At 63.6% G+C, this 19,264-nt stretch carries 12 protein-coding genes; 4 read left to right on the plus strand and 8 right to left on the minus strand.

The window, feature by feature from the left end:
* Window positions 1–58: 58 nt before the first annotated feature.
* The 4 genes from ACFOLG_RS15320 to ACFOLG_RS15335 all read right to left on the minus strand — a co-directional run bounded on the left by ACFOLG_RS15320 (window position 59) and on the right by ACFOLG_RS15335 (window position 6,848).
* Window positions 59–1,195: an APC family permease gene (locus ACFOLG_RS15320; RefSeq protein ID WP_386093371.1), complete on the minus strand. Its 1,137-nt coding sequence runs from the start codon at window positions 1,193–1,195 to the stop codon at window positions 59–61.
* Window positions 1,196–1,429: 234 nt separating this feature from the next.
* Entirely contained in the window at window positions 1,430–2,269 is an 840-nt protein-coding gene (locus tag ACFOLG_RS15325) for a helix-turn-helix domain-containing protein (protein WP_386093373.1), read from the minus strand.
* Between the two features lie 499 nt (window positions 2,270–2,768).
* Entirely contained in the window at window positions 2,769–3,965 is a 1,197-nt protein-coding gene (gene fdhA, locus ACFOLG_RS15330) for a formaldehyde dehydrogenase, glutathione-independent (RefSeq protein WP_386093375.1), read from the minus strand.
* Window positions 3,966–4,337: 372 nt separating this feature from the next.
* On the minus strand, window positions 4,338–6,848 hold the full coding sequence (locus ACFOLG_RS15335; RefSeq protein WP_386093377.1) for an EAL domain-containing protein: 2,511 nt from the start codon (window positions 6,846–6,848) through the stop codon (window positions 4,338–4,340).
* A 306-nt stretch (window positions 6,849–7,154) separates the two neighbouring features.
* Here ACFOLG_RS15335 and ACFOLG_RS15340 point away from each other — a divergent pair, with 306 nt between their 5' ends.
* The 4 genes from ACFOLG_RS15340 (at window position 7,155) to ACFOLG_RS15355 (ending at window position 14,330) form a co-directional block, all read left to right on the plus strand.
* Window positions 7,155–7,799 carry a hypothetical protein gene (locus ACFOLG_RS15340; protein WP_386093379.1) on the plus strand — a complete coding sequence of 215 codons (645 nt, stop codon included), beginning with the start codon at window positions 7,155–7,157 and terminating at the stop codon, window positions 7,797–7,799.
* A gap of 136 nt (window positions 7,800–7,935) precedes the next feature.
* On the plus strand, window positions 7,936–11,886 hold the full coding sequence (hrpA, locus tag ACFOLG_RS15345; protein ID WP_386093381.1) for an ATP-dependent RNA helicase HrpA: 3,951 nt from the start codon (window positions 7,936–7,938) through the stop codon (window positions 11,884–11,886).
* A gap of 79 nt (window positions 11,887–11,965) precedes the next feature.
* Window positions 11,966–13,120 carry an HD-GYP domain-containing protein gene (locus ACFOLG_RS15350; RefSeq protein WP_386093383.1) on the plus strand — a complete coding sequence of 385 codons (1,155 nt, stop codon included), beginning with the start codon at window positions 11,966–11,968 and terminating at the stop codon, window positions 13,118–13,120.
* A gap of 43 nt (window positions 13,121–13,163) precedes the next feature.
* Window positions 13,164–14,330, plus strand: coding sequence for an HD-GYP domain-containing protein (locus ACFOLG_RS15355; RefSeq protein WP_386093385.1), 1,167 nt, complete (start codon window positions 13,164–13,166; stop codon window positions 14,328–14,330).
* Window positions 14,331–14,364: 34 nt separating this feature from the next.
* Here ACFOLG_RS15355 and ACFOLG_RS15360 read toward each other — a convergent pair whose 3' ends face one another.
* From ACFOLG_RS15360 to flgJ, 4 genes are read right to left on the minus strand one after another with little or no spacing between them, the layout of a single operon-like run.
* A complete protein-coding gene (locus ACFOLG_RS15360; RefSeq protein WP_386093387.1) occupies window positions 14,365–15,096 on the minus strand; it encodes a pseudouridine synthase in 732 nt (243 codons plus the stop codon).
* 56 nt (window positions 15,097–15,152) lie between these two features.
* On the minus strand, window positions 15,153–16,334 hold the full coding sequence (flgL, locus tag ACFOLG_RS15365; protein ID WP_386093389.1) for a flagellar hook-associated protein FlgL: 1,182 nt from the start codon (window positions 16,332–16,334) through the stop codon (window positions 15,153–15,155).
* Between the two features lie 15 nt (window positions 16,335–16,349).
* Window positions 16,350–18,296 (minus strand): flagellar hook-associated protein FlgK, encoded by a 1,947-nt coding sequence (flgK, locus tag ACFOLG_RS15370; RefSeq protein ID WP_386093390.1) that lies wholly within the window; start codon window positions 18,294–18,296, stop codon window positions 16,350–16,352.
* A 50-nt stretch (window positions 18,297–18,346) separates the two neighbouring features.
* Window positions 18,347–19,252 carry a flagellar assembly peptidoglycan hydrolase FlgJ gene (flgJ, locus tag ACFOLG_RS15375; protein WP_386093392.1) on the minus strand — a complete coding sequence of 302 codons (906 nt, stop codon included), beginning with the start codon at window positions 19,250–19,252 and terminating at the stop codon, window positions 18,347–18,349.
* Window positions 19,253–19,264 lie beyond the last annotated feature (12 nt).

Below are 19,264 nucleotides of genomic sequence, written 5' to 3' on the forward strand. Positions count from 1 at the left end.
AAACGCTGCCTGCTCATGACACCTCCTTGTAGGGCCTAGTGTGAGGCTCTTGAGGTGTCTAGGAAAGGAGGGGCGATTCACCTCCTCGCTGGCGAAGTTTCAACAGCACAATCATTGGTGGGATGAAGTGCAAGACATAGAGGAAGCCACCAATGGAGGTGGAAAAGTGCGAATCCATGAGCTGTATCGCTATCAAGATGCCGCCACACACGAGAACCGCGGACCGCGGGGTTGCCGTCTCAGGATTAACACGTGCCAGGTAATAAGGCAGCAACCCATCTCGGGCCATCGCGAAGCAAATACGCGAAGTCACAACCAGCACGGCATTGGCCGTAGCAGCTGTCGTAAGAACCGCAATGACGGCAACTAAACGGCCTCCCAAGGGGCCAAGAAAGACTTTTGCCGCATCACTGAGTGGTGCTGATGACGCACCCAGCAAGCGCCAGTCGAGTGTGCCCACGGCGGCATAGGCGACAAGCAGATACACGCCCAGCACGATGGCCAGTGTTAGAAAAATGGCAAGGGGCAAATTTTTCTCAGGGTGTTCAATCTCTTCGCCGGCAACAGCAATCATGTCGAAGCCGCCGAAAGCAAGAAATGCGATGAGTGCCGCCGCGAGAAGCCCTTGCAATCCAGTTGGCATCCACGGAGAGAATTTGGCGGCATCAACTGCTGGGGCGCCTGCGACCGCAAACCCAAGCAGGCCAGCGAGCGCAAGCCCGATAACCAGCACCTGCAGCTTTCCCGATAATTCGACACCTCGGATGTTGATGAGCACGCAACCCAATACCAGCCCGACGCCACCCCAAATCGGCGGAGTACCTGTCAGCATATGGAGGTAGCCACCAAAGCCCTGCGTGACGTAGCCGCTGACGAATAGGTAAGCGCCCCAGAACACCCAGCCCATGAGAAATCCCCACTTATGGCCAAGTACCTCACGTACAAATACATAGCCCCCACCTGCTTGCGGGTAACGGCAGGCTAGCTCTGCGTAGGGTAATGCGATGACGAGTGACGCGAGGAAGGCCAATCCGAATGCCAGTAGCGCAGCAGGACCAGCCAGCGCCGTTGTATGGCCGACAAGCACAAAAATACCGCCACCAATCGTCCCGCCCACACCAAGGGCGATGGCTCCTTTTAAGCCAAGTGCGCGCTTCAGCTCGACCTGGGCATGCTCTGTTCTGGACATACTCATTTACGTTCTCCCTGAGCGTTTTCATTGCACGGGTACCCGTCCGAGGGGCGACTGGGACCACGGAACTGAGGGTCTGCGGAGGTGCCGCTTGAAGAATTTGCATCGCTGGGCAAAAGGGATGGGGGATTGCATTGCTCGTGAGCAGTCATGATGGCTCCAACTCTCGTTAATGACCGTTCGAGTTTGAAGCGCTGCACCTCTACCGTATTGGCAAAAATTGAATGAGCGGTGGAGTCAGAGACCGGGCCTGCAGGCTGCTGCTTGAAACTGCAAAGGCGTAATGCCATAGCAGCGCTTGAACTGTTTCGTGAGCGCGCTCTGGTCATAAAAACCGGTTGCCGAAGCCACATGAACGATAGGCATGCCGAGTGATAGATAGTGGCATGCTCTTTTGAGCCGGATTTGCGTCAAGTAGGTGTGGGGAGTAAGGCCGAGGGTACGCTTGAACAGTCCGATAAGTTGAAACGGGGTCAGTCCAACCATGGCGCTGATATCATCAAGTAGCAAGTTGTCCGCGTACAGGTCGTTCATGATTTCGACAACTTGCTGGAGTAATACCTGGTCCTGCGGAGGATCGTCGAGACGCCCGCCACCACTACCGTGTCTCTCATACAGGAGACCGAAAGTAGCAAACAGCAGCTCTCGTTCTTGGAAGAGGTCATGACCATCTTCTAATGCACGGTGCAGCCTGAGATACCCGGTAATGAGGTCTGCATCATCGAATATATTGCGCAAAAAATAGGGAACACTCGCGACCCCTAGTCCTTGAGCAACCACGTCCAGCGCTGAAGTTGTCAGGTAGAGCGAGCGGTATCGCCAGCGCTCGCTCCATCCCATCCCGCCAGAATGTACTTCTGCAGGATTGAAAACCAGTAACGTAGAGGTGCGCGCCTCTCCCTCGATGCCGCGACTCTTAATTATGGAGCCGCCTGCCTCCGTAATTGCGATGACAAATCCATCATGCGTATGTGGTGAAAATTTCTGCGTAGTAAAGTCGGCACACATTAGGCTCAAGCCTGGCGTGTGGGTATCCCACCAGTATCGGGTCCTGTTTTTAGGGTCGCTACGTGCCACAGAAAATCTCTACATACTTAACGTAACCAATTAGCCGACTGAAGCAAGCTAATAAAGCTAAGCTAGTGGAATGCATGGTTACAAGGGTGGGCCTGGTTCTCCATTATGACCTGCTTTGCACTGGGCGGTATTAGATACGAATGAATGAACGCGGCCAACCCCAATGCAGCCTCTGGCATCGGCGTTTCTGATGACGCCACACTAGGCTCAATGTGATGTCGCAGCCTTGTTGGGCTGTGGTGGGGATAGCCGACGCGGCAGTGCGTCAGCATGTCGGCTATTGGCAGGTATAGCCAATGCCTGCTTCAGGCCGATAGCAGCCATGCTAACACGTTGACATGATAAGCGGCTTTGGCCCGCCCTGCCCGCAGGCGGCAGATATTGAGCCGGCTCTTGGCCTGCTGCCCGAAAGGTTGGCCGCATGCGGCCAACCTTTACGCAAACAAAACGGACCTCTGCATGCAGAGGCCCGTTTTCATGGCTGCAACAGCCTACGGCCTTACGCCGACTTCAGCGTATTGTGCGGGTCGATCACGAATTTCTTCGGCGCGCCGCCGTCGAACGCGCGGTAGCCTTCCGGCGCCTGGTCTAGCGAGATCACTTCCACGTTGACGATGTCGGCGATCGGCAGGCGGTCCCACAGGATCGCCTGCATCAGGCTGCGGTTGTACTTCATCACCGGGGTCTGGCCGGTGTGGAAGCTGTGCGACTTGGCCCAGCCGAGGCCGAAGCGGATGCTCAGGCTGCCTTTCTTCGCCGCCGCGTCCACCGCACCCGGGTCGTCGGTCACGTACAGACCGGGGATGCCGATGCCGCCGGCCACCTTGGTGATTTCCATCAGCGAGTTCAGCACCGTGGCCGGCGCCTCTTCGTGGCTGCCGGCACCGTGGCCGCGTGCCTCGAAGCCGACGCAGTCCACCGCGCAATCCACCTCCGGTGTGCCCAGCAAGGCGGCGATCTGCTCGCCCAGGGTCGCGTCCAGCGACAGGTTGACGGTTTCGAAACCCACCGCGCGCGCATGCGCCAGGCGGTCGGCGTTCATGTCGCCGACGATCACCACCGCGGCGCCCAGCAGGCGTGCCGAGGCGGCGGCCGCCAGGCCCACCGGGCCGGCACCGGCGATGTAGACGGTGGAGCCCGGTTTCACCCCGGCCATCACCGCGCCGTGGTAGCCGGTGGGCAGGATGTCGGACAGGCAGGTCAGGTCGCGGATCTTGGCCAGTGCGCGATCCCGGTCCGGGAACTTCAGCAGGTTGAAGTCGGCGTACGGCACCATCACGTATTCGGACTGGCCGCCGATCCAGCCGCCCATGTCGACGTAGCCGTAGGCGCCGCCGGCACGCGCCGGGTTCACGTTCAGGCATACGCCGGTATGCTGCTCCTTGCAGGTAATGCAGCGGCCGCAGGCCACGTTGAACGGCACCGACACCAGGTCGCCCACTTGCAGGGTTTCCACGTCGCGGCCAACCTCGATCACCTCGCCGGTGATCTCGTGGCCCAGCACCAGGCCGACCGGCGCGGTGGTACGCCCGCGCACCATGTGCTGGTCGGAACCGCAGATATTGGTGGTCACCACTTTCAGGATTACGCCGTGACCGATTGCCCGCCCGCTGGGGTCGACCATGCGCGGAGACTCGATCTCCCGCACTTCGACCTTGCCCGGACCCATGTACACCACACCGCGATTGTCACTCATTGCTTGTCTCCGCCTTGGTTGGTTGGCTGTGATTGTTGGCAATGGCGCCACCCGTGAGGGCCACGCCAGCACGGCACGCAAGCGGCCGTGCCCGCGAGAATACGCGCGCGACATGGGCTGACAACGAAAGGGAAACGGCCTGAATCGTCCCGATTGCGACATCTGCCGCCCAGCCGGCCGCCAGCGGCGGCGCAGCGGCAAAAAGGCTGCAAAATCAAGCCGCAAGCGCCGGCAAAAAAGCGACACCCTGCGGCGGGAAGCGCGAGGAAGACGGGTGCGTACGGAGCCCCGCCGGCGGCCACGCCGCCCGAAAACGCCGAAGCCGGTGTCAGCGACACCGGCTTCGTAGCAGCAGCTGCCTTGCGGCCAGGCTTAGTGCTGCACCTCGAAGGTCTGCACATAGCGGCGGAACACCTCCGCCGGCATCGGCTTGCCGTACAGATAGCCCTGCGCCATGTGGCAGCCCTGCGCGCGCAGGAAGTCGCGATGCGCCGGCAGCTCCACCCCTTCGGCGACGATGGACAGGCCCAGGCTGCGGCCCATCGAGATCACCGCCGAGGCGATCGCCGCGTCGTCCTTGTCCTGATGCAGGTCGGCGATGAAGGAGCGGTCGATCTTCAGCACCTGCACCGGCAGGCTCTTGAGGTAGGCCAGCGAGGAATAGCCGGTGCCGAAGTCGTCGATCGCCAGCGTCACCCCCATGCCGCGCAGCCCTTCCAGCGCGCGGCCAACCTCCTGGTCGCTGTCCATCGCCGTGCTCTCGGTGATTTCCAGTTCCAGACTGCTGGCCGACAGGCCGCTTTCCTGCAGGATCTGCTGCACGGTATCGACGATATTGCCGAACTTGAGCTGGCGGCCAGACAGGTTTACCGCCACGCGGCCGCTGAAGCCGCAGTCGTCCTGCAGCTGGCGGGTAAAGCGGCAGGCCTCGCTGAGCACCCACGCGCCCAGCGGCACGATCAGCGCGCATTCTTCCGCCACCGGGATGAAATCCACCGGCGACACCAGCCCCATTTCCGGGTGTTGCCAGCGCACCAGTGCCTCCATGCCCTCCAGCCGGCCGCTGGCCAGGTCCACCTTGGGCTGGTACCAAACCTGGAATTCGTCGCGCGTCAGCGCGCGGTGCAGGCCGTATTCCAGCTTCAGCCGCGCCATGGCGCTGGCGTTCATGTCGGTGGTGTAGAACTGGAAGGTGTTCTTGCCGCGGTTCTTGGCGCGGTACATCGCCGCGTCGGCGTTCACCAGCAGCGAATCGGCGGTGGTGCCGTCTTCCGGATACATGGCGATGCCGAGGCTGGCGGAGATGAATACCTTGCTGCTGCCGGCCAGCACCACCTCGCCGGCGATGCCGTCCAGCACGTCCTGCGCCAGGCTGGCCACGCTGTTGAGCGAGCCGACATTGGGCAGCAGCAGGGTGAATTCGTCACCGGCCAGGCGCGCCACGGTGCTACCGGCCGGCGCCTCGGTCTGCAGCCGGGCGGCGATCTTCACCAGCAGCTCGTCGCCGGCCTGATGGCCGAGGGTGTCGTTGATCAGCTTGAAGCGGTCCAGGTCGATGAACATCAGCGCCAGACGTTGGCCGTGCTCCTGTGCCTGTTCGATGGCGCTCTGCAGCTTTTCGCCAAACAGCGTGCGGTTGGGCAGCCCGGTCAGCGCGTCGTGGTTGGCGAGGAAATGCAGCCGCTCCTCCGCCTGCTTGCGCTGGGTGATGTCGGAGAACACCGCCACGTAATGGCGGGTGCCGCCAAAGCCATCTGGGATGCCGGTGATGGTCAGGTGCTCGGTATACAGCAGGCCGCTCTTGCGGCGATTCACCACCTCGCCCTGCCAGTAGCCGTCGTTTTTCAGCTGCCGCCACATATGCTCGTAGAAGTCGGCGGACTGGCGGCCGGATTTCAGGATCGCCGGCGTCTTGCCCAGCACTTCGTCGCGGCTGTAGCCGGTGATGCGGGTGAACGCCGGGTTGACCGACTGGATCACCCCGTAGTGGTCGGTGATGACGATGCCTTCCAGCGTGGATTCGAACACCTTGTCGGCCAGCTGCAGGCTCTGCCGCGACTGCAGCAGCGCCTCGTCGCGCTCGCGCAGCGCCGAGCGCAGCTCGATCAGGAACTCCTGCTCCATGGTGGCCAGGATGTCGGACATGCCGATGATGGCGATCAGCTGGCCATCGTCGCCATCCACCCCCAGGTGGCGGGTGCGCCCTTCCTGCAGCATGCGCCGTGCGTTAAGTAGGGTCATCTGCCGCGACACCGTGCGCAGCGGGTGGCTGGCCAGCGCCGACACCGGCAGCGCGCTGTCGCCACCGGCGACAAAGCGCACCACGTCGCTCTGGGTGAGGATGCCCCAGCTGCCGTCCGGGTAACGCACCCCCAGCGCCTCTACCGCGAACTCGCGCATCTGGTGCATGGCCGCCACCACCGGCTGATCGGCATTCACGATCACCAGCGGCCGGTGCAGCATGCTGTCCAGCCGCTTCAGGCGCAGGAAGAACTCGGCGTCCTGGTTGACCACGATATCGGTAGCCGACACCAGCCCCAGCAGCCGGTTGCTCACCGGGCTGGTCACCAGCAGATGGCGCACCTTGTTGTCGTGCATGTGCGCGGTGGCTTCCTGCACCGACATGTCCGCCGGGATGCTCAGCACCGGCGAGCTCATGAACTGGCGTACCGGACACTGCGCCACCTGCGGATGAAACAGGTCCAGCTTCACCACGTCGCTTTCGGTCCAGATGCCCAGCGGGTGTCCCTGCGCATCCACCACCACGATGGAACCGCAATGGGCACGGCACATCGCCTGCGCGGCCTCGCTCACCGGGGTGTCCGGCGCACAAGTCAGCACATTGCGGGAAATGATCGATTCAACGGCATGGGGAAACGTCACACCACACTCCAGACGGCATTCAAATCAGAACGCTTTATATTCCACAGATCGATTTGATATGCGTTGATAAAAAACAAACCGGATAACACTTGTCATTTGCATTATTCGATAGCGCATGCGCATTGATCAAGTGTTTGCCGCTACGGCAAAAAGCCAGCGACATGCCATTCAATTCATTAGGCATTACGGCAGGCATTTGCCGGCCGCCAGCAAGGCAAAATCATAGCGTCGAAACCGCATTCCGGCCTGCAAAAAACCGTGCCCTGGCCGATAAAGAACTATCCCCTTGTCTGCCCCGGAGCCGTTATGGACATCTCGCGTATCAATACCCCTCCCATCACCCCGCCAGGCCGCCAGGTCAGCAGCGAGGCCCACGCCCGCGCCGCCGCCAAGCAGGCGGAACAGCGCGAGAAACAGCAGGAGAAAGTCACGCTGGGCCAGCAGGACGACACCGCCGCGCTGACCTACGACAAGCCGCGCAAGAGCGAGGCGCCGCAGCAGGTCGACCTGACGGCGATGCTGGAAGAGTCCGACCGCAAGGCCGGCGAAATGCTGCAGCTGCTGGGCAACCTGATTCAAAAACAGGGGCTGGAGTGGAAAAAGGTGGTCAGCGGCGAACAGAAGCTGAGCGCCGACCCGGAAACCATCAAGGCGGCGCAGGCGGCGATTGCCGAGGACGGCGAATTCGGCGTGCGCAAGACCGCCGAACGCATCCTGAGCTTTGCCCGCTCGATGATAGGCGACGACCCGTCGCGGCTGGAGGCCGTACGCGATGCCGTCAGCCAGGGCTTTGATCAAGCTAAGGAAATGCTGGGCGGCGCCTTGCCGGACATCAGCCAGCAGACCTACGACACGATCATGGCCGAGTTCGACCGCTGGGCCACGGACGGCCTGCCCGGCGACACCAGCATCAGCCTCAAGCCTGCCGAACAGAGCAGCAGCAGCGCCTGATCCGGCCACGGCCCGCGCCTGTCACCGTCAGCCCATTGCGGCCAACCTCAAGGTTGGCCGCAATGCCTTGTCTGGCGCAGCAAGACGCTCTGCTATACTGCCCGCCTTGTCGAATTCCGTGCTCTTTACCCGCCGCATGACCACCCCCACCCTGCCCGAACTCAAAGCCGCCCTGTCCACCTGCCTGATCCGCGATCGTTACGGCCTGAAGCGCAAGCTGGCCGACGCCGAGCAGCGCAGCAAGCGCCAGCAGCCGGCAGACCGTCTGCTGGCCGACCTCGCCGCGCAGATCGCCAAATCCGCCAGCCGCGCCGCGGTGCGCGCCCAGCATCTGCCCAAGCCGAGCTTCGACGACGCGCTGCCGGTCAACCAGAAGCGCGACGACATCAAGGCGGCGATTGCCGCCAACCAGGTGGTGATCATCTGCGGCGAAACCGGCTCCGGCAAAACCACCCAGCTGCCCAAGATCTGCCTGGAGCTGGGCCGCGGCGTGTACGGGCTGATCGGCCACACCCAGCCGCGCCGGCTTGCCGCCCGTTCGGTGGCCACCCGCATCGCGCAGGAGCTGGGCAGCGAGCTGGGCAACCACGTCGGTTTCAAGGTGCGCTTCACCGACAAACTGTCGGAGCGCAGCGTGGTCAAGCTGATGACCGACGGCATCCTGCTGGCGGAAACGCAGACCGACCGCCACCTGGAAGCCTACGACACCATCATCATCGACGAGGCGCACGAGCGCAGCCTCAACATCGACTTCCTGCTGGGCTACCTGAAGCAGCTGCTGCCGCGCCGGCCGGACCTGAAGGTGATCATCACCTCGGCCACCATCGACGCCGACCGCTTCGCCCGCCACTTCGATAACGCGCCGGTGATCGAAGTATCCGGCCGCACCTACCCGGTGGAGGTGCGCTACCGCCCGCTGAAGCAGCGCGACGAAGACGAGCGCGAGATGGAGATGGAAGACGCCATCGTCGAGGCGGTGGCGGAAATCTCGCGCCACGGCCCCGGCGACATGCTGGTCTTCCTGCCCGGCGAGCGCGAGATTCGCGACACCGCCGACAAGCTGCGCCGCAGCGGCATCCGCCATTACGAGGTGCTGCCGCTGTTCGCGCGGCTGTCCAACGAGGACCAGCAGAAGATCTTCAAGCCTTCCGGCGGCCGCCGCATCGTGCTGGCCACCAACGTGGCAGAAACCTCGCTCACCGTGCCCGGCATCAAGTACGTGATCGACACCGGCCTCGCGCGCATCAAGCGCTACAGCCCGCGCGCCAAGGTGGAACAGCTGCAGGTGGAGAAGATCTCGCAGGCCGCCGCACGCCAGCGTGCCGGCCGCTGTGGCCGGGTGGAAGCCGGCGTGTGCGTGCGGCTGTACGACGAGGCCGACTTCAACGCCCGTGGCGCGTTTACCGACCCAGAAATCGTGCGCAGCAGCCTGGCGGCAGTGATCCTGCGCATGGCGGCGCTGCGCCTGGGCCAGGTGGACCAGTTCCCCTTCATCGAGCCGCCGTCCAGCCGCCTGATCGCCGACGGCTACCAGGTACTGCAGGAGCTGGGCGCGGTGGACGAGGCGCTGCAGCTCACCCAGGTGGGCAAGGAGCTAGCGCGCATCCCGGTGGACCCCAAGGTTGGCCGCATGCTGCTGGCCGGCCGCGAACACCACTGCGTGCGCGAGGTACTGATCATCGCTGCCGCGCTGTCGGTGCAGGACCCGCGCGAGCGGCCGTTCGAGGCGCGCGAGGCCGCCGACCGCGCCCATACCCGCTTCAGCGACGAGAAATCCGATTTCTTGTCCTTCCTACATCTGTGGGACTTCTTTGCCGACGCACTCAGCAACAAGCAGAGCAACCGCCAGCTGGTGAACCTGTGTCACCAGCACTTCCTGTCGCATCTGCGCATGCGCGAATGGCGCGAGCTGCACGCGCAGCTGGCGGAAATCGCCGCCGACATGGGCCTGATCGAGCGCGAGGCGGCGCATGCCCCGGCAGCACCAACCGGCACCGAGGCCACGCCGAAGAAACGCGCCCAGGCCGAGACCCTGGCCTACGAGAAGCTGCACAAGGCGCTGCTCACCGGCCTGATCGGCAACCTCGGCATGAAGTCGCAGGAAGGCGACGACTACAACGGCGCCCGCGGCGGCAGCTTTTTGATGTTCCCCGGTTCCGGCCTGAAAAAGGCACGCCCGAAGTGGCTGATGGCCGCCGAGCTGGTGGAAACCACCAAGCTGTACGCCCGCTGCGTGGCGCGCGTGGAGCCGGACTGGGTGGAGGACGTGGCGCCGCACCTGGTGAAGCTGCACCACTTTGACCCGCACTGGGAAAAGTCGCGCGGCGAGGTGGTGGCCAGCGAACGCGTTACCCTGTTCAGCCTGACGCTGATCGCCCGCCGCCCGGTGAGCTACGGCCGCATCGCACCGGAAGAAGCGCGCGAGCTGTTCATCCGCGGCGCGCTGGTGGCCATGGAGTACGTGAGTAATGCGCCGTTCTTCCAGCGCAACCAGCAGCTGATCCGCGAGGTGGAGCAGCTGGAGCACAAGGCGCGCCGCCAGGACGTGCTGGTGGATGAAGAGGCGCTGTTCGCCTTCTACGCCGAGCGCATTCCGGCTGACGTGGTGGATGCCGCCAGCTTTGAAGCCTGGCGCAAGGATGCGGAAGCAGCCAACCCCAAGCTGTTGTTCCTCACCCGTGAGGAACTGATGCGCCACACCGCCGAGAATGTGTCGGAAACCCAGTTCCCGGAATACCGCGAGCTGGCCGGCAGCCGCTGCCGCCTGCGCTACCGCTTCGAGCCGAACCACCCGCTGGACGGCGTCACCATCGACCTGCCGCTGGCGGCGCTGAACACACTGGAGCCGGCCGAGTTCGAATGGCTGGTGCCGGGCATGATCCGCGACAAGCTGCAGGCCATGATCAAGAGCCTGCCCAAGCAGATTCGCCGCAGCTGCGTGCCGGTGCCGGACTTCGTTACCCGCTTCCTGCTGACCAACCCGGATCAGTTCAAGCCGATCGCCCCGCAGCTGGCGCACTTCATCCTGCGCGAGACCGGCGGCGTGAAGGTGGACCCGCTGGAGTTCGATACCGTGGAGCTGCCGCCGCACCTGCAGTTCAACTTCCGCATCATCGACGACGGCAAGCAGGAAATCGGCATGGGCCGCGACCTGATCGCGCTGCAAAAGCAGTTCGGCCAGGCGGCGCAGCTCACTTTCCGCGACACCAGCGCCGAGTTCGAGCGCGACCAGGTGGAAGCCTGGGACTTCGGCGAGCTGCCGCAGGCGATCCAGTTCGCCCGTGGCCGCCAGCAGCTCACCGGCTTCCCGGCGCTGACGCTGGAAAACGACGGCAAGGGCGAACACGTGGCGATCCGCCTGTTCGATACCGAAGGTGCGGCCAACCATGCGCACCGCCAGGGCGTGGTGCGTCTGCTGCAATACCAGCTGAAGGAGCACATGAAGCAGCTGAACAAGGGCCTGCCGGGCATGACCCAGCTGGGGCTGCAGCTGCGCACGGTGTGCAATGTGGACGAGCTGCTGCAGGACGCGATTGCCGCCATCTGCGACCGCGCCTTCATCGGCGACGACGAACTGCCGCGCACGGAAAAAGCCTTCAACGAACAGAAGGCGCGCGCGCGCACCCGGCTGCCGGCGGTAACCCAGGCAGTGACCAGCTACCTGAACCAGATCGCCGGCGAATACCAGGCGCTGGCGCCAAGAATGCAGAAGCACAAGCTGGGCTTCGAGCTGACCCAGCAGTTGGGGCGCCTGGTGTACAAGGGCTTCCTGGCCGCCACGCCGTGGCCGCAGTTGCCGCAACTGCCGCGCTATATGAAAGCGATGGGCCTGCGCATGGACAAGCAGCCCACCAATGCCCAGCGCGACGGCCAGCGCGGTGCCGAGATCCGCGAACTGTGGGCGAAGTGGGAGGCGCGCGTGGCGGAGGAAACCGCACGCGGCCAACCTTCCGCCGCGTTGCAGGCCTTCCGCTGGCATATCGAGGAGCTGCGCGTGGGCCTGTTCGCCCAGGAACTCAAGACTCCCTACCCGGTGTCGATGAAACGTCTGCAAAAGCTCTGGGATGAACTGCCCCGCAACTATTGATGCCGGACTCGCCCCGCCCTAGCCGGGATTTGTGCCACAATCAAATGAGTATTGTTGCAGCTACTTATATATGGGTGCCATGGGGAATTCCGATAACATGCCGCCGCTGGCGCAGGTATTGAAAGTCGGCGAAGCATTGCCGGCGGACATTTATGCCCGCAACGGCCTGTTGTTGCTGAAAAAAGGCCATTACGTGCTGAACGAGCGCCAGCGTGAACGGCTGGTCAGCATGGGCATCGCCCACCCCTCCGGCCCGCTGCCGCCAGTGGACAGCGACCTGACGCGCATCGGAGACTTCAGCCCGTTCGAGGAGGTGCAGCACGCCACCCGCCACCTGGACTACCTGTTGGGCACCGGCCTGTCCGCCGCGGGCTTCGAGCAGCGGGTACGGGCGCTGGTCAGCCGCCTCACCGCCTTCACCCTGCGCGCGCCGGACGGCATGTTGGCCGCAGTGCTGCTGGTGCCGATGAGCAAGTACGCGTCGGCACACAGCATCCACGTCGCCATCATCCTGGCGGTGCTGGCCGAGAAGCTGGAGCTGCCGGCCGAGGTACGCGGCAGCCTGCTGTGTGCGGCGCTGACCATGAACCTGTCGATCGCCAGCCTGATGGACAGCCTGCACCACCAGCGCGGCCCGCTGAGCGACGAGCAGCGGCAGCAGATCGAGGCCCACCCGCTGCTGTCTTCCGCCATGCTGCGCGAGATGGGCGTGCATGACGAGGTCTGGCACCAGCTGGTGCAGACGCATCACGAACAATGGAACGGCAAGGGCTACCCGTACGGCCTCAACCGCGAGCATATCGAGCCGCTATCGCACCTGCTGCATCTGGCCGATGTCACCGCCGCCAAGCTGGCGCCGCGCGGCTATCGTGCGGCACTGAAACCCAACAAGGCGCTGGCGCATGTGTTTCTGGAAGCCGACCGCTCGTTCGATTACCGCTTTACCGCCCTGCTGGTGAAAGAGCTGGGCATCTACCCGCCCGGCTGTTTTGTGCAGCTGGCCAATCACGAGATGGGCGTGGTGCTGCAGCGCCGCAGCCGCGCCAACGAACCCTGCGTGGCGGTACTGCGCAGCAACAACGGCAGCTCCTATAACAAACCGCAACTGCGCGAGGCCAATAATTCGCAGTACAAGATATTGCAGGCCCTAGACCAGCAGCAGATCGGCGTCCGCCCGCAGTATCTGGCAGACCTGTGGAAGCGCCTACGCAGCAGCGCGCCACAGGTGCGCTGACGCATCCCGCGCTGCCGGCATCACGCATTAAGGCAAGACCACCATGAGCAAGCCCACCACCCCGCTACCAGCCAACATGATCACCCTCGGTGCCGAATTGCCCACCGATGTGTTCGCCAAGAACGGCATGCTGTTCATCAAGCGGGGACATTATGTCCTGACCGAAACGCAGAAACAGCGGCTGCTGGAGCATGGCCTGATCACCGGCCATGACCGCGCGGCACTGATCGAGAAAGAGCTGCGTGAGCGGCGGGAAAAACACGAGCAGGAACGCCGCGAGCACGCCAACCGGCAGAGCAACCCCATCATCGAGATGGATAGGCTGGCGCACAAGATGGGCGGCCTGCTGAACCGCTTTTTCCAGTTCCGCAATTTTGCCGAGGAAATCGGCAACGTCGCCGAGCAACTGATCCGGCTGGCCCACCAGCACCCGGACGGGCTGATCGCCGCCTGTCTGCTGGTGCCGTACAAGGACTACGGCAGCATGCACAGCCTGCACACCGCGGCCATCCTGGCGGTGCTGGGCCGCCGCCTGAACCTGCCGCCGGCCGAGCAGCAGATCCTGCTGTGCGCCGCGCTCACCATGAATATCTCCACCACCGCGATGCACAGCGAGCTGAGCCGGCAGGAACAACCGCTGGACGACGGGCAGCGTTCCGAGATGTACGCGCATCCGCTGCTGTCGTCGGCCATCCTGCGCGACCTAAAAATAGAGGACGAGCGCTGGCACCTGCTGATCCAGCAGCACCACGAGGAATGGAATGGCAGCGGCTACCCCTATGGTCTGAAGAAAGAGCAGATCGACCCCGGCGCGCACCTGATCCGCCTGACCGACGTGCTGACCTCGCTGCTGACCACCCACGCCCACCGTCCCGGCCACCTGCCGTCCATCGCGCTGGGCAAGCTGTACCGCGGCGATTTCAGCGAGTTCGACGCCCGCTTCGTCGCCATGCTGATCAAGGAAATCGGCATCTACCCGCCGGGCAGCTTTGTGCGCCTGGGCAATGGCGAGATCGCCGTGGTGGTACAGCGCCCGGCCGAGGGCAAGGGCAACACGCCGCGCGTGGCGGCAGTGCGTGCCGGCAGCGGCGACATGTACGGCGAACCGCTGCCGCGCAATACCGCACTGGCCGAGTACGGCATCACCGGCCCGGTGTCGCTCAAAGACGCCGGCATCCGCCCCGGCTTTCTGGTCAAACAGTGGGGATGAACGAAAAAACCTGCCAGGCGGCAGGTTTTTTTTATCAGCTGAAGCTTTCTTCCGGCGACAGGTAGCGCCACTGCCCGGTGGGCAGATCGCCGAGCATGATGTTGCCGATGCGAATCCGCTTGAGGCCGACCACCCGCAGGCCGACCAGCTCGCACATGCGCCGGATCTGCCGCTTCTTGCCTTCGCGCAGGATGAAGCGCAGTTGATCCTGGTTTTGCCACCACACCTTGGCCGGCTGCAGCGGCTGGCCGTCCAGCGCCAGACCATGGTTGAGCAGGCGCAGGCCATCGGCATCCAGCTCGCCTTCCACCCGCACCAGGTACTCTTTTTCCACGTCCGAATTTTCGCCGATGATCTCTTTGGCTACCCGGCCGTCCTGCGTCAACACCAGCAGACCGACCGAGTCGATATCCAGCCGGCCGGCCGGCGCCAGCCCTTTCAGGTGATCGCGGGAGAAGTTGATCTTGGCCTGATCCGCGCTCCAGTGGTTTTCCGGCCGCACCAGCACCACCGCCGGCTGGTAGCCGTTTTCCGCCTGGCCGGACACATAGCCGACCGGCTTGTTCAGCAGAATGGTCACACGGTGGGACTGCGCCGCCAGCGCCTGCTTTTCGACCACGATGTGATCGTCCGGTCCCACTTTCTGCCCCAGCACGGCGGCAACACCGTTTACCTTTACCCAGCCTTTTTCAATGTAGACATCTGCTTCGCGGCGCGAGCAGACGCCCATTTCAGCCAGGCGCTTGGACAAACGCATTGTTTCCATATCATTCCCACCGCCATGCCGACAAAGGGCGGCATCATACCACTAAGTCCGCGCCATCACAGATAGTTGAACAGTGACAACTTGCTGATGCTGGAGAAAGTCTGCTGCGACGCCTGCAGCGCCGTCACCGCCTGCTGGTAGGAGGAAATGGCCTTCACGTAGCCGTCCTCGTCCAGCCCCACCAGCTGCTGGATGCGCTTGGTGTAGTTGATGTCCAGCTCGGCACCGATATCCTTCACCGTCTGCGCCGCGTTCATGCGCGAGCCGATCACGGTATTCACCGACACCACCTGTTCAAAACCGGCATCCAGCCCCTTCAACACCTCGGCCATGCCCTTGGAGTAATAGGCGCTGCCGCTGTCCGGGCTGGGCGGATCGGGAATGTTCCAGTCCGGCGTGGCGGCAAAGTCCTCGTAGGCCTTGTACGGATTCGGGGTCGTACCGGCGGCGGTCAGCTGCCGCGACTCATACAGCATGCGATCGAATTCCGCGGTGCTGGCCGCATCGTTCGGCCCAACCCGCAACAACACATCCAGCCGGGAAATAGCCTGGAACAACTCGTTGCCGGCAGAAAAGGCATCCGGGTCCTTGCTGACCGCGGGCAGGTTGCTGGGGATCGCCGGCGGCGCGGCCGGCACCGCTGCCAGCGCGGTGGTGAGTGCCGGCACGGTACTGGTCTGCCCGGCCACCAGGTTGCCAGGCTCGGTCAGCGCCAGCGTGCGCGAGGTGCCGACGGCCACTTCCTGGCGCTGCATATTGCCCTGGTAATCCACCTGGATGGCAGGTTCCCACGACAGGTCGAACGGTTTCGAGCCGGTGGCGGTACCGCCGAAAATGTAATTGCCCTCGGCGCTGGTGGTATTGAACAGCCCCACCAGGTTCTTGGTCACCTCCACCAGCTCGGCACGCATCGCCGCGCGGTCGGTCTGCGACAGCGCCGGCTTGCCGGCCTGTACCGCCAGTTCGCGCACTCGGGTAATCACGTCCGACACGTTCTGCAGCGTGGTATCCGTGGTCGCCAGCTGGTCGTACGCCAGGCTCGCATTGCTGACAAAGCGGCTGCTGCGATCGGCAATCGCGGTCACCTCGATCGCCAGCGAGGCCGCGGCCGGGTCATCGGACGAGGTGATCACCCGCTGCTTGGAGGAAATCTGTTCATACAGCTTCTGCAGGCTCTGCTGCTTCTGCTGCATGTAAAACACCCCGAGACCGAATTGTGTGGCGTTGGTAACTCTCATGACTCAGTCCTCTACTTACGCTACGGCATCCAGAATGGCCTGGAACGTTTCCTGCGCCACCTGGATCACCTTGCTGGACGCCTGGTAGGCCTGCTGGAACTTCACCAGGTTGGCCGCTTCCTCGTCCAGATCCACTCCCGACAGCCCCTGTTTCTTCTTGGTGACTTCCAGGTTGAGGTTTTGTTGCGCCTTCAACTGCACGTCGGTAATGCTGCCGCGGCTACCCACATAGCTGACCGTCTGTGCAAAGAACACTTCCATGGTCGAGGTGCGGGTGAAACCGGGGTCGGTAATCTTGGCTAGCAGCGAGGTGGTGCCGGTCTTGGTACTGGCCAGGATCGGCTTGGACTGCAGGCTGTTGATGGCCAGCATATTGCTGTTGTCCATGCCGTTCACGCCATCGGTGGCCGGGTCGCGGGCGCGAATCGTCAGGCTCTGCGTGCCGGTGAGCGGCAGCGATTCCGCCTTGAACGCCAGCTTCACCGTCTGCGACGGCGCCGCAGTGCTGGTCAGCTCGAACTCCCACACCCCCTGCTGGCTGGTCGACTTGGTCACCGCCGTGGCGGTATAGCCGGCAATCGACACAGTGGGCGTGCCGAACACCGGGTTGGTACTGGCATCGAACGGAATCTGCACCGTGGCCGGCGGCGGCAGCACGTCCACCAGCCGCGCATTGGGCTCCTTGCCGACAAACGGCGTGCTGTTGTCCTGGTGCAGGTAAGCCTCCTGCCACACCGAGCTGATCACCGGCTTGGTGATCGAACCGTCGGCACTGACCTGCGAGGTGGCAATCACCCCGGACGACATCGCCAGTTGCGCCGGGTTGCCCACTTTCACCGCCATATGCGTCACCGCCAGCTGCATTGCCAGCGCCTCGTCGGTAATCGTAGTGGCGTTTTCCGCCTTCAGCCGCTCCTGGCTCAAGTCCTGGAACAGGCCGCCGTCCTGGGCGACATACGGGCCGGACGGCGTGGCGGGGTCAAGATATTGCTGCGACGTCGCCTGCTGGTATTGCCCGGTCAGGTCCACCCCCAGCGCATGCTGGCGGTTCACCGCATCGGTAAACTCGACCGCCAGGTTGCCCAGGTCGATCTGCACGCGCGGAATGTCCTGCTCCAGCAGTTGCAGATAACCCTGCAGCGCGCCGCCGCGGATATCGGTGTAGCTGATCTGGCTATCCGGCGTGAACTGGTTATCCAGCATCACCGTGGTAGAGCTCTGCGTGGTCTGGGTATACAGCTTGGATGAGCTCGGCCCCACCACCAGCGCCTGGCCACTGTCGAGAAACACGTTGTAGTTGCCGTCGTCCGACTGCACCACGTTGACATTGATCAGCTTGCCAAGGTCCACCACCAGCTTGTCGCGCTGGTCAAGCAGGTCGTTCGGCACCTTGGCCGAGCCATCCGACAGGATGGTGATCTGGCGATTGATCTTGGCTAGGTTCTCGGTCAGGGTGTTGATCTGGTTGACCGACACATCCACCGAGCTGCGCAGGTTCTGGCGCAGTTCCTCGATCTGACTGTTGGTGGTCTGGAAGCGGTCCACCAGCGCCTGCGCCTCGCTCAGCACCACCTGGCGGGTGGCGATGGAGGTCGGGTTGGCCGCAGCGGTCTGCATGGCGGTAAAGAACTGCTGTACCGAGGCCATGATGCCGGTGGAGCTGTCGGTCAGCATATTGTCGATGGTGCCCAGCGCATTCTGCTGCGCCTGCAGCGAGCTGATGGTCGACGTGGAGGTACGCAGCTCCACCTCGACAAACTGGTCGAACATGCGGCTGACGCTGGCAATGTCGGCGCCCTGCCCCAGAAAGCCGAAACCGCTGTACTGTGGCAGCGCCGCCTTTTGCGATACCACCTGCCGCGAATAACCGTCGGTATTCACGTTGCTGATGTTGTGGCTGGTGGTTTCCAGGTTCACCCTGGCCGCAGAAACGCCGCTCGCACCCAGATTCAACAGATTCATCTTGCTCTCCTTACTACTTTATATCGGCAGCAGGGCCGTAAATTGAAGCCTTACAGGGCGACAACACTCTTGGCCACTGCCTGCAGCTTGGCGGCGTAAGCCGGATCGGTGGCGTAGCCGCCACGCTGCAGCGCTTGCGCATAAGCGCCGAAATCATTGCCTTGGTTCAATGCCTGGCGATAACGCGGGCTGCTTTCGATCAGCTGTGCGTAGTCGTCGAAAGACTGGGCATAGGACTGGTAGGCGCGGAAGCTTTCCACCTGCTTTTTCGCCTTGCCCGACTCGTACTCGGTAGTCAGCGCCGCCACCGAACCGCCCTGCCAGTTGCCGGTCGCCTTGATGCCGAACAGGTTGAAGCTGTTCTGGCCGTCCGCCTGGCGCAGCATGCGCCGCCCCCAGCCGGATTCCAGCGCCGCGTGCGCCACCAGCAGTTCCGGCGCCACACCCAGACGCTCGGCGGCACGCCGTGCGTGCGGCAGCATGGCGGCGACGAAGCCGTCCTTGTCGCCCGGCAGCGGCTCGCTGCTGGCGGCGGGCCCCGCGCTGGCAAGCGGATCGACGCTGCCGCCGTAGGCCTGGCGCAGCTGCGCCGGCGATACTGCCGGCGGCAAGGAGCCGGCAAGCGGCGGCAGTTCTTGCTGCGTATCGGCCAGATTTGCCGCCCGCATCAGCTGCTGTGTCAGCACATCGGCCAGCCCCATACCGCCGGACTGGATCATGCCCTGCACCAGCTGCTGGTCGTACATGCCGCGAAAGGTGTCCATCTCGCCGGAGTCCTCGTCGCCGCCCAGCGAGTTCTCGCGCATCGCCGACATCAGCTGGCTCAACAGCAAGCCCTCGAACTGGCCGGCCACCGCCCGCATCGCCGCCTTGGGGTCTTTGCGCGTCAGCTCGGCCATGCCCTGCGTGGACGCGGGGTCCATCACCAGGCGATTGGGAAGTGTGGGCAGGGACATGCTGGGTGCTCC

The organism is Vogesella facilis (assembly GCF_042648525.1).
Lineage (GTDB): Bacteria > Pseudomonadota > Gammaproteobacteria > Burkholderiales > Chromobacteriaceae > Vogesella > Vogesella facilis.

Bases quoted from the DNA above. Each gene is read 5' to 3' on its own strand.
- fdhA (WP_386093375.1), bottom strand. From the start codon at position 3,965: ATGAGTGACAATCGCGGTGTGGTGTACATGGGTCCGGGCAAGGTCGAA.
- ACFOLG_RS15320 (WP_386093371.1), bottom strand. From the start codon at position 1,195: ATGAGTATGTCCAGAACAGAGCATGCCCAGGTCGAGCTGAAGCGCGCA.
- flgJ (WP_386093392.1), bottom strand. From the start codon at position 19,252: ATGTCCCTGCCCACACTTCCCAATCGCCTGGTGATGGACCCCGCGTCC.
- flgL (WP_386093389.1), bottom strand. From the start codon at position 16,334: ATGAGAGTTACCAACGCCACACAATTCGGTCTCGGGGTGTTTTACATG.
- ACFOLG_RS15340 (WP_386093379.1), top strand. From the start codon at position 7,155: ATGGACATCTCGCGTATCAATACCCCTCCCATCACCCCGCCAGGCCGC.
- ACFOLG_RS15355 (WP_386093385.1), top strand. From the start codon at position 13,164: ATGAGCAAGCCCACCACCCCGCTACCAGCCAACATGATCACCCTCGGT.
- hrpA (WP_386093381.1), top strand. From the start codon at position 7,936: ATGACCACCCCCACCCTGCCCGAACTCAAAGCCGCCCTGTCCACCTGC.
- flgK (WP_386093390.1), bottom strand. From the start codon at position 18,296: ATGAATCTGTTGAATCTGGGTGCGAGCGGCGTTTCTGCGGCCAGGGTG.
- ACFOLG_RS15360 (WP_386093387.1), bottom strand. From the start codon at position 15,096: ATGGAAACAATGCGTTTGTCCAAGCGCCTGGCTGAAATGGGCGTCTGC.
- ACFOLG_RS15350 (WP_386093383.1), top strand. From the start codon at position 11,966: ATGGGGAATTCCGATAACATGCCGCCGCTGGCGCAGGTATTGAAAGTC.